Annotated in this window: 6 protein-coding genes; 5 read left to right on the top strand and 1 reads right to left on the bottom strand. The window is 35.3% G+C overall.

Annotated elements, in window-relative coordinates:
- Positions 1-27 precede the first annotated feature (27 nt).
- The 4 genes from RM538_RS11710 to RM538_RS11695 all read left to right on the top strand — a co-directional run bounded on the left by RM538_RS11710 (position 28) and on the right by RM538_RS11695 (position 5,728).
- Entirely contained in the window at positions 28-345 is a 318-nt protein-coding gene (locus RM538_RS11710; RefSeq protein ID WP_311333629.1) for a DUF3467 domain-containing protein, read from the top strand.
- A 91-nt stretch (positions 346-436) separates the two neighbouring features.
- A complete protein-coding gene (locus RM538_RS11705) occupies positions 437-2,119 on the top strand; it encodes a histidine kinase dimerization/phosphoacceptor domain -containing protein (RefSeq protein WP_311333628.1) in 1,683 nt (560 codons plus the stop codon).
- Between the two features lie 10 nt (positions 2,120-2,129).
- A complete protein-coding gene (locus tag RM538_RS11700) occupies positions 2,130-2,807 on the top strand; it encodes a LytR/AlgR family response regulator transcription factor (protein WP_311333627.1) in 678 nt (225 codons plus the stop codon).
- 113 nt (positions 2,808-2,920) lie between these two features.
- Positions 2,921-5,728 carry a phage tail-like protein gene (locus RM538_RS11695; protein ID WP_311333626.1) on the top strand — a complete coding sequence of 936 codons (2,808 nt, stop codon included), beginning with the start codon at positions 2,921-2,923 and terminating at the stop codon, positions 5,726-5,728.
- Between the two features lie 53 nt (positions 5,729-5,781).
- Here the strand turns inward: RM538_RS11695 and RM538_RS11690 are convergent, their stop codons facing one another.
- Positions 5,782-7,383 carry a peptide chain release factor 3 gene (locus RM538_RS11690; protein WP_311333625.1) on the bottom strand — a complete coding sequence of 534 codons (1,602 nt, stop codon included), beginning with the start codon at positions 7,381-7,383 and terminating at the stop codon, positions 5,782-5,784.
- A gap of 570 nt (positions 7,384-7,953) precedes the next feature.
- Between RM538_RS11690 and RM538_RS11685 the strand changes: the two genes are divergently transcribed.
- A partial coding sequence (locus RM538_RS11685; protein WP_311333624.1) for an Ig-like domain-containing protein occupies positions 7,954-12,612 on the top strand: 4,659 nt, incomplete at its 3' end.

Genomic DNA, 12,612 nt, shown 5'->3' with positions numbered 1-12,612 from the left:
GTTTAATTTTTAAATACATTTTTTAAAATGGCTGAAGAAAATAAAAAACAAAAGCAAGGTCAAATTAATATTGAGCTTGATGAAAATATAGCACAAGGAACTTATAGTAATTTAGCAATTATTAATCATTCTCAATCTGAGTTTGTAGTAGATTTTGTTAGCATTATGCCTGGTGTTCCTAAGAGTAAAGTAAAATCAAGAATTGTATTAACACCACAGCATGCAAAACGATTTTTAAAAGCTATGCATGACAATGTTTCAAGATTTGAAAAACAGCATGGTGAAATAAAGGATTATAAACAACCTCCAATGCCCATTAACTTCGGGCCTACGGGAGAAGCTTAAAAAAAAGCCTTATCAATTTTGATAAGGCTTTTTTTATTAGCTAAAAAATGGTTTAATTTATAGATAACTAATTAACCAAATAACTTTTAAATTGAACAAACTATTTTTTTTAGTTTTTTCCATTCACTTTATTTTTGGATGGGCCCAAGAAGTAGATTCACTTGCCCAATTTTACAATGACAAAACATGGGAATATATCATAAAAGAGAATGATAGTGCCCTCTATTACGCCAATAAAGGTATTTCTATCTCAAAAGCCGAAAGCTATGCTTATGGCGAGATGATTAATCTTGAATATCGTGGCATTTATAAAGAAGCTGTTGAAAACGACTACGAAGGTGCCACCCAAGACTACATCTCAGCAATAGCTATTGCAGAAGTATCACATCCAGAATATTTACCAGATCTTTATATCTCGATGGGAATATTATTTGCAAAAATGGGTGATGATTCTAAAGCCATTTCTTACTTACAGCAAGCAGTTTCCATTAGCAATAAGGAAAACAGAAGCTATATGCTTGCGTTAGTAAATCTTGCTATTATACAGAGTAGGTTAGGTCAGTATGAAAAAGCTAATTCAAACTTTGAAGAATTTCTTGAAGTTGATGGACTTACTTTGAGGGAAAAAGATGCTGCGATCCTTGGTATAGGGAAAAATCTAACTAGACAAAAAAAATATAAAGAGGCAGAGCCTTACTACCTTGAAGCTATACTACCAGACTCATTAAATGGAGGCAAGCGTTACGCACAACATTATTCAGACTTGCTAGATAATTATTTAAAATTAAAAGATGTCAAAGCAGTTTCTAAATACCTTCCCATAATGACTCTTAGTTACGATAGCGTTAAAGCTCTAAGAGAAATACAGGTGTTTTATATTTCTGCAACCAATGCCTACAAATTATTAGACCGACCAGACTTGGCATTGCAGTACCAAGATAGTTTGTTGATGGTCAAAGATTCTCTCTCTCAAAAAAAGTATAGTGAACAGGTTACTGAGCTTGAAACTCAATATCAAACACAACAAAAAGAAGCCCAAATTTTAGTAGCAAAAAAACGACAAAAAACTTGGTACTACATTGCAGGAGGAGTTGCATTTGGATTACTTATTGTTGCGTTTTTGCTTTTCAATAACATAAAAAAACGAAAAGAACTTTTAGAAAATAAGAAGACATTAGAGAAAACTCTTAAACAGCGTAATATGCTACTTAGGGAAACACACCACAGGGTGAAAAACAGTTTTCAAATGGTGAGCGGTCTCTTGCAATTGCAGGCAACAGAGACTACAGCTAAGGATGCAGTACTTGCTTTGGAAGGAGCAACTCAACGAGTTAACTCTATGATTTTATTGCATCAACAACTGTATTCTAAAGACGATTTGTTAGGTGTGGAGCTTAATAAGTATATGGAGGATTTACTTTCTGAAATCAAAAAAACTTCGGATAGAGTAATAGAGTATAAAACAAATATAACTCATAAAATATTAGACGTAGATATTACTACCTCTCTAGGACTTTTGGTAAACGAACTTGCAACCAATTCAATTAAATATGCTCATTCAAACAGCCAAGATTTATTAATTTTACTTAATATTTCTGAAATAGAAGATGGTTTAGAATTTACAATGTATGACAATGGTAGAGAAATGGATGCTACCACAAAAAATGGATATGGGACTGAACTTATTTCACTTTTAATAGATCGCTTAGACGCAAAAAAACAGCCACTTAAGGAACACCCTTTTGGATTGCGCCTAATAATACCTTTAACCTGATTATTTTATTATGCACACCTTGTTAATTGTAGAAGATGATCCTTTTATTTCTAGAAGCATTGCCGCTACTTTTAAGGAAAAGCCTTTTGAAGTTTTAGGCATCGCAAAGTCTGTTTCACAAGCAAGAGAATTATTAGAACTTCAAAAACCCGATGTTTGTTTGGTTGATATTCAATTAAAAGGAGAAGAATCGGGCACAGCTCTCGCGGCAGATTTGGACCTATTGCAAATCCCATATCTATATTTAACAGCACAGACAGACCCTTATACTTTAGCTGAAGTTTCAAGAACCAACCCCTTAGGATATATTGTAAAGCCTTTTACTCTAGCAAGCCTTTGGAGTAGTTTTAGTGTTAGTTGGCAGCAATACATAAGTAAGCAAAAGACCATATTTACAGTTAAAGTTGATGGGTACTTATATAAGATTGATGAAGCAGATATCTTATACCTAGAAGCCTTTGATAACTATTGTTATCTACACACTACAAATAAAAAACTCTTACTTCCTAGGACCTTAAAGTCGGTTAGAGAGTCTTTACACGCTTCGTATTACTTTACACCACATAGGTCGTATCTTATTAATTTGAAAAAGGTAACTAATTTGGGAAAACGAACTGTAGAGGTATCAGGCAGAGAACTTCCCTTAAGCGAAGCACGCCGACCAGAATTACTAAAAATATTGAAGTAGCATTTTCTATTATTTTTTATTTCACTAAAAATTCACACCTATTTCACTCAATATATTTTTTAAGTAATTGTAGTAGAGGTAGTTTCGAGGTTATAAAATAATACCTCCAAGAAATGAAAACTAATACAACTGGCACTACGCTACGGAAGCCCCATTTTCTACTTATTTTTTTTCTGCTATTTACAACTACCTTTTTTGCCCAAGTGGGGATAGGAACCATATACCCAGACTCTTCCTCAATGCTAGATATAGAGAGTACTACTTCTGGAATACTAATCCCTAGAATGATTGCTTCAGAAAGAACTGCTATAAGTAACCCCGCTGAAGGTCTATTAGTTTACCAAACTGATTCCCCCGAAGGGTTTTATTATTTTGATGGAACCGTATGGCAGGAAATTTCAGCAGGAAATACAGGCTGGAAAACAACGGGTAATTCAGGTACAGATGCTTTGGTAAATTTTATTGGGACTACGGATGACGTAAACGTTATTTTTAAAAGAAACGATACTCACTATGGAATTTTTCATGAAGATTTAATAGGAGGAGTGCTTCCTATAAACAACATAGGTTTTGGTAAAAATTCTCTTATGAACATCACCTCGGGAAACTCAAATATAAGTTTTGGTAACGAGTCATTATCATCATTAACTTCTGGTTCAGAAAACACAGCTTTAGGAGGTAGAGCGCTAGCTTCTGTTACAGGTGGTGGAGCAAACACAGCGATTGGTTTTGGTGTTTTGGAAAACAATGTTGGTGTGAGAAATACTGGAGTTGGAAGGAGGGCATTGCAAAACCATACTTCGGGAGACGATAACATTGCAATTGGAAATTTTGCGATGACAAGCAACTCTGGAGAATTCAACCTTGGAATAGGTAACTCTACATTAGTTTATAATGAAGGGAATTATAATACTGCAGTAGGTCATAACTCTTTAAATAATAACTCTTCTGGACAACGTAATGTAGCAATTGGTTTTAGTAGTTTATATGATAATACTTCGGGAAGTTATAATGTTGCCATTGGTGAAGATGCATTATCGTCTAATTCAGTTGGTTCAAATAATGTAGCAATTGGTAAGTCAAGTTTAAGTTCCATTAATACCTCAAGCGCAAATGTAGCTATTGGAAGTAACTCTTTATCCCAGTTAACATTTGGCTTACGAAATACTGCAATAGGACATTATAGTTTGCGATTAGGAGCTTCTGGAAATGATAATACAGGTGTAGGTTCTAATTCCCTTGAGAATAATATAGGTAGTAGTAATACAGCAATAGGAAGTCAAGCACTAAGAAATAATGATTCTGGAAGCAATAATACAGCGATAGGTGAACAAAGTTTGCTGCAGAATACTACTGGAACTTCAAACACAGCACTTGGAGTATCAAGTTTACAAAATAATTTGACGGGGAGTTTTAACGTTGCATTAGGAGGTCGAACCTTAATTGAAAATACTGCAAATTACAATACTGCAGTTGGGTACCAAAGTCTCAAAGAAAACACTACGGGAAGTCAAAATGTAGCTTTAGGGACTTTTGCTTTGGATAATAATATCACAGGAAATGGAAATACTAGTATTGGTTATAATAGTCTAGGTTCTAATGATTCAGGAAGTAGTAATGTAGGAATTGGTTCAAATAGCTTATTGAATAATGATATAGGATCAAATAACGTTGCTGTTGGAGTATCTGCTCTGCTTTTTAATGATATTGGTAATGGAAACACAGCGATAGGTAATGGAGCTTTATATGCGAATCTAGGAGGTAACAATAATACTGCGATTGGAAATGATGCAGATGTGGGAGTAAATAACCTCACCAATGCTACTGCTATAGGTGCACAGGCGTATGTAGAAACTTCAAACTCTCTAGTACTAGGAAGTATTTCAGGTCAGAATGGAGCAACTAGTAATACCAATGTTGGTATAGGAACAACCAGCCCTTCATCTAGTCTCGATCTTGTTGGAAGTTTCCAGTTCCAGAACGGTAGTGAAACCCTAGACTGGGTATTACGAAGTGATGCCCAAGGAAATGCCACTTGGGTGAATCCAAATAGTGTAATAGACCCTGATGATGGAGATTGGACTGTGCAAGGAGCTAATATAAAAAGGTTATCTGGTAATGTATATATAGGTGACACACCAGCAACTAATAATGACTTATATATTAGTGACCGTCTTGTAGATTGGGATAATATTGCTAGGTTTATAGATCCAGGTGGGTTGAGTTGGGTTGATTCAATGCGTTTTGAAAATGGAACTATAGCAAACCCTTCTATTCGTTTTTCAGATGCAAACACAGGGATTTATAGTCCTTCAGCTAACGAATTAGGATTTGTGTTAAATGGGACAGAGCGTATTCATTTAAATAATATTGGTCTGTTAGGAATACGTAACACAAATCCAACTTTTGATATACATCTAAAACAATCTAACAATCAAGCTGGAAACTCTGGTGGTTTAGCATTAGAAAGCGTTTTTTCTACTGTAAACTGGAAGGTGTATCATAGTGGTTCTCATCTTTCATTTTCTGAAAATGGAGTTAGACGTGCATACATTGAAGCCACTTCTGGAGATTATGTGCAACCTAGTGATGAGCGATTAAAAAGAAACTTTCAAGAAGTTTCAAACTTTCTTTCTAAACTGAATAGTGTTAATATTTATACATATGAATATAAAAATCAAAAAAGTAATAAACGAAGCTTAGGAGTTAAAGCACAGGAAGTACAGCAACTTTTTCCAGAACTAATTTCTCAAGGCGAAGATGGGTTCTTGGGAATGAATTATGCTGGTTTAAGTGTTGTAGCTGTACAAGCCATAAAAGAACAACAAACGGAAATAGAAAAACTAAAAGAAAAAAATAGCCGATTAGAACAAAAACTTACTCAACTATTATCTCGCTTGGAGGCATTAGAGAATAAATAGTAGGTGTTTTCTCAAATCTGCTTTATAGCCTCGTCAATTTTGACGGGGCTTTTTTACTCAGCAATAGATTCAAACTCACTAACAAAGTGCAATTTTACATTAGGGTACTTACTCTGGGTCATTTGTAAGGTAAAAGCAGAGTCTGCAAAAAATACAAGTTGCCCTCGTTTATCCTTTGCTAGAAATTTTGACTTTACTCTTTTAAAATCTGCAAACTCATCACTTTTTTCGTCTTTAGGATCTACCCAGCAGGCTTTATGTACATTTAGGTTTTCATAAGAACATTTGGCACCATACTCGTGTTCTAACCTGTATTGTATAACTTCAAATTGAAGGGCTCCAACGGTCCCTATTACTTTTCTTCCGTTGAGCTCTAAGGTAAATAACTGTGCAACTCCTTCGTCCATAAGTTGATCAATCCCTTTTTCAAGTTGCTTGCTTTTCATAGGGTCTGCGTTATTAATATACTTAAAGTGCTCAGGAGAAAAACTTGGTACTCCTTTATATTGTAGTTGTTCACCTTCAGTTAATGTGTCTCCTATTTTAAAGTTACCTGTATCATGTAGCCCAACAATATCGCCAGGATAAGAGGTGTCAACTATTTGCTTTTTTTCAGCAAAAAAAGCATTTGGACTACTAAACTTCAACTTTTTTCCATGGCGTACGTGTAGGTAAGGCGTGTTTCTTTCAAAGGTTCCAGAGACAATTTTCACAAAGGCTAACCTATCACGGTGTTTAGGATCCATATTGGCGTGAATTTTAAAAACAAAACCTGTAAACTCTTTTTCGTCAGGTTTTACTAATCTGGTATCACTTTCCTTGGGCCTTGGCTTAGGTGCAATTTCAACAAAGCAATCTAATAACTCTCTCACACCGAAGTTATTAAGAGCAGATCCAAAAAATACAGGCTGTAGTTTTCCTTCAAGATATTCGGTAGTATCAAAATCTGGATATACTTCATATACAAGCTCTAGTTCTTCTCTTAGTGTTTCGGCCGCATTATCTCCTATAAGTTCGTCAAGTTCCGGATTTGTAAGGTCTTCTATTTCAATTGTCTCTTCAATATTTTTTCTAGAATCTCCACTAAAAAGGTTTACGTTTTTCTCCCATACATTATAAATACCTTTAAAATCATACCCCATCCCAATTGGGAAAGATAGGGGGGTTACTCTTAAGTGAAGCTTTTGTTCAATTTCGTCTAATAACTCAAAAGCATCTTTACCTTCTCTATCTAGTTTATTTATAAAAACAATCATGGGGATGTTTCGCATTCTACAAACTTCTACTAATTTTTCAGTTTGTTCCTCGACACCTTTTGCAACATCAATCACTACAATAACGCTATCTACAGCTGTAAGAGTTCTAAAAGTGTCTTCAGCAAAATCCTTGTGTCCAGGAGTGTCTAGAATATTAATTTTTATACCTTCATATTCAAAAGCTAGTACAGAAGTAGCAACAGATATACCTCTTTGCCGTTCAATATCCATAAAATCACTAGTAGCTCCTTTTTTTATCTTGTTACTTTTAACAGCGCCAGCTTCTTGTATAGCACCTCCAAATAATAAAAGTTTCTCTGTAAGTGTTGTTTTCCCTGCATCTGGGTGAGAGATGATACCAAAGGTTCTTCTCCTTGCTATTTCTTTATTAAATGACATAAATTTTTATTGAAATGCAAAAATAAAGGTAATGTTTTGTATCTATGAAATATTTTGACACAACTTATTCTTTTATATTAATAACACACACTTTTTGTTACTTTAGTAGCTAATATTTGATTTTTTCTTCCTACACTCTATTGTTGCTTGACTAAAAAATTTACCTTTAATCGATTATTTTTTTTATATTTGTTAAAGTTGAAAATATCATAAGAAGTATTTTCTACAATTTGAAATCCCCAATTTCTAATCAATATTAACCAAAAATTAAGGTATGTATCCTTTTATTTTCCCCCGAAATTACTGTGTAGTTTGTTATATTGTTCCCACAAAATTTAGTCGCACTAAACCCTTTGTTTTAGGCTATATACGTAGTTTTACGTATTACTTTTTCCTACAAAAAAACATGGTAAAAGCAGCTTTTTTGTGTAGTTCAACGAGTATTCATAACGTTTCAGCTAATAGTTAGTTTTTCTTAAAACCTTAACACTTTTTCCTACGTATATTTGATTTCACGATGCGAATGGTATGTCCATTCCGTACGTCAATAACAATAAAAAATTTAAACGCATGCAAACTATTACATTCGTTAACAGAAATACGAAAAACTTAATCAGGACAACCATCCTTGGTTTGGTTTTATTTTCTTTCAATTTTGTTGCTCAAGCTCAAATTGGAACTCAGTCACCTTCAATTAGAGCTGGAGCTACATTCCAATGGTCTGACACACAAAATGGTAATAATGATAATTCTGCGACTATAAGTGGGATTACTATTAACGGCATTGAGTACAATAATTTTGCAGTACCTTCTGGTTATGAACTAACTCGTTTAGGTGATGGTGGACACGATGCAAATTCAATTCAAGAGGATGGGGATGAATTAATAGGTACTAGTAATCCAAATGCTGGAAGCTCTAATGCCTCTGCTGCATGGAATGCTGCAGCAGAAGCAGCCTTCATGGATAAAAACTTGAATCATTATTTTGAATCTAATGCGAATGGTGGTGGAACATGTTTAGATTTTAATGAAGCTAACGATCCAAATGGGGACGCACAAGTACAAACTTTATTCTACGACCCTCCAATACCTTCAAACGAAGGAGGAATTTTAGCTGTATCAGAAAGAGGAGGAAATAATTGTTTATATGTAAGATTTTTTGGATTTCCTGCAGGTGGAAATACAGAGCAACCTCTTGGTGATACTTTTATTAGAACAGGTGGTAATTTACAAGGAGGAGGTTTTAGCGAACCTTCTAATAACTCAGATTACTGGGGTTCTGGTAGAGAACAAGATAACGGGCAGACAATTGCAATTGCACTTTTTGAGTTAAATAACATTGCGCCAGTAGGTTCAAGAATTACTGCTGTTAGATTTTCAGCTGCGTCAAGCGACCATGGAGATGGAAAAGTATTTATTCTTCAAGGGTATGCTCAGGATAGACAAGATTCTGGATGTGAGGGAGAAACTATTAATGGTGATTTAGACCAAGCTAACCTTGCGCCTTCAGGATCTACTTTTACTTTAGAAGGTCCAGAACCAGATGGTGTAGATTCATTTACGTTAAATAGTAATGGTACTTATTCTTATACCCCAGTTGCGGGTTTTACAGGTTCAACTAGCTTTGATTATAAAGTTCAATTACCTGCTCCAAACCAAGGTATTACTGATATTGCAACGGTTTCAATAACTGTAAATCCAAATCCAGATACTCCACAAGCAGAATTTACTTGTGGTAGTAATCCTAATAATGGAAAAATTAATGTGACTTCCCCATCAGGAAGTCAATTCCAATATAGATTAGATAATGGTAATTTTCAGAACTCTTCTCAGTTTAATAATATTGGAGAGGGAACTTACACAATTACTGTAAAGAATAAAAATACAGGTTGTACAAGTGAAACAATTTTTACAGTAGATGAATCATCTAACGATGCTCCAGAAGCATTTGGAGAGAGTTTTTCTACAAACCTAAACACATCGGTATCATTTAATGTTCTTGACGATAATGGAAATGGTGTAGATTTTGACCCTAACGGAGACCCTATTAGTGTTATTTCAAACACTAATACTGGAAACGGAAATTTAGTTAATAATGGAAATGGAAACTTCACTTATACTCCTGCTCCTGGTTTTGTAGGAACTGTGTCTTTTGAATATACCATTCAAGATGAGCCAACTCCTTGTGAGAATTTAGAAAAAACAGATAAAGCAATCGTTGAAATAACTGTTGTTAATGAACCAACTCCAAGAGGATGTAATTGTTCGCCGTTATATAAAGACTCAAACTTTGTAAACCCACAATTAATTTCTGGAGGTGCATTACAAGTTGGATCTGTATATAGATTTGCAAATGTGTTTCCAACGAATCCTCATGGAACTACATTGGATGCACTTGTTAGAATTGAAGAATTTGCTGGAGGAGCTTCTTTATTAAATATAGATGTAACTTCTTCAGGTCTCTCTGAAGCTTTCCAACCAAGAATTAATAGTACAAATGATAATGACCAAAGTGTATTATTTAGTATAACTTTTGTTGAAAGTGGAGGAAATTATGGTGATGAAGTTGAGATTTCTTTCTACGGTACACCATACGATATTGATGGAGATAGCCAAGATTCAAGAGAGTACGCAGAGCTAAGTTTACCAGATGCATATTTTGTTGATAACAATACTCTTTTAGATATAACTCAAACTGCTACTGAAATTAGAGGTGAAGCAACAAACTCTACAACAGCTCCTGGAGGAGATGTTTCTTTAGACCCTCGTTACACTTTTAGTAACTACTGGGAAACGAAGTCTTCTCTAATGTACCGAATTGGTAAATTAGACGGTAATAGTGATAGATACTACTCTTTTGCTGTTACTTGTGCAGATTATGATGATCCTAATTCTGTATTTATCACATTTCCAACTATTTGCGGAAATGTAAGTGACGAAGAAGGAAATCCATTAGCTAATGTAGATATTGATATTACAGGTTCTGATGGAAGTTCTCAAACTGTTCAAACAGATAGTAATGGTAATTATTTAGCTACTGCTCAAGTTCCTGATGCTTTAGTTGATGTAACGTATGAGATTAGAGAGAATGATCCTGATGGGTTTATTTCAATATCTGATGTTGATGGTGCAAATGATAACTTAATAACAAGAACAATTGCATTACAATCTTCATGTGGAAATGATTTCGTAGATGGTGTAGAATTAATTATCGCTTTAGAAGAAAAAACAGATATATTATGTAATGGTGATAATACTGGTTCAATTACTGTATCTGCAACAGGAGGAGTGCCACCATATTCATATTCTTTAAATGGAGGAGCACCTCAAGCTTCTGCTACGTTTGATAATTTGACTGCTGGAGTTTATAATATTCAAGTAGAAGATAGTAATGGAAATACAGATTCACTTTCAGTAACATTAACTGAACCTGAACCAATCAGTATTCAAATTACAAAAGAAAATGCATCTCTATTAGGTCTTTGTCTTAACGGTGAAGCTACTGCAACACCTTCTGGAGGAGTTGGTCCATATACGTACCAATGGAGTGCAAGTGCTGGAAACCAAACAACACAAACTGCTACAAACTTACCTGCTGGTAACCACACAGTTACGGTGACAGATGCAAACAACTGTACCCTAACTCAAGGAGTTGTGATAGATTGTATTAACGATTGTGATGCTGTAGTAATGGTCGATGATGTAGATAATGTTTTATGTGCAGGACAAAATACCGGAAGTGCAACGGTAAGTGCAAGTTCGGTTGCTAGTCCAAATGCTGACTTTACATTTACTTGGAGTCCTGCAATACCACCAGGAAATCAAATTGATACAGATACAACAAGTACGATTACTGGTTTAACTGCTGGAGTTTACACGGTAAGCGTAACAATCGATGGGACACTATGTCTTCCAGTAGAGCAAAGTGTTACTATTACAGAGCCTTCAAGCCCAGTATCTGTTTCAGCAACTGCAACAGATGAAACGGGACCTACAACTAATGATGGTACAGCAACAGCGAACCCATCTGGAGGAACACCACCTTATACATATTCGTGGAGTCCAGGAGGAGAAACTACTCAAACTATTACAGGTTTAAGTGATGGTGTTTACACAGTTACAGTAACAGATGCTAATGGATGTATGGCTACAGCTCAAGCAACTGTAAACGATGGTGATTGTGATAATCTAGCCGCTTCTGCCTCATCTACACCAGTATCTTGTAATGGTGGTGATGACGGAACTGCAACTGCGGGAGTAACAGGAGGAATTGGACCATTTACTTTCTCTTGGAGTCCAGGAGGAGAAACAACACAAACTATTACAGGTCTTTCAGCTGGTTCATATACAGTAACTGTTACAGATACTGCTACCTTATGTACTACAACAGCAACAACAACAGTAAACGAGCCTTCTGTACTTAGTTCTGGAATTGCAGTAACAAATGTTGCTTGTTTTGGTGAAAATACAGGTTCTTTAGACCTTACAGTAACAGGAGGAACACCTCCATATACTTTCTTATGGTCACCTGGAGGAGAAACAACCGAAGATTTATTTGAACTTACAGCTGGTACTTATTCAGTTATGATTACTGATTCAAATGGTTGTGAAATTTCAAATAGTGCAACAGTTCAACAGCCAACTGAAGCATTAGACTTGCAAATAACATCTCAATCGGATATTGTATGTACTGGATTAGGTTCAGTAACTGTAGAAGCTACAGGAGGAACACCACCTTACTCATATAGTCTTGATGGAGGAGCTCCTCAAACAAGTGGTACTTTTAATGATTTAGATGAAGGAACTTATACAATTACTGGAATAGATGGTAATGGTTGTACCAAAGAGATAACAGTTACTATATTAGAGAACTGTACAGACGCTGTAAATGATATTAATGACACTTTTGTTGATCTACCGGTAAGCGGAAACGTTTTAACTAACGATGAAGATGCTGAAGGTGACACACAAACTGTTACAACAACAGGAACAATCGCAACTGCGCAAGGCGGAACAGTAGTATTGAATGCTGACGGGAGTTATACCTATACACCTCCAGTAGGATATGTAGGTGAAGATACTTTTGAGTATTCTATTACTGATGATGGTAACCCAATTGCTACAGATACAGCTACAGTAACTATTCAAGTATTGCCAGTAGATACTGGTAATAATACTACTACTGCAAATGATGATATAGCAGGTACAGAAGTTGATACGCCAGTATCT

This window comes from Patiriisocius hiemis (assembly GCF_031846325.1).
GTDB classification, from domain to species: Bacteria; Bacteroidota; Bacteroidia; order Flavobacteriales; family Flavobacteriaceae; genus Patiriisocius_A; species Patiriisocius_A hiemis.
Note: the sequence above shows the minus strand (reverse complement) of the source record. Positions and strands in the feature narration are given on the sequence as shown.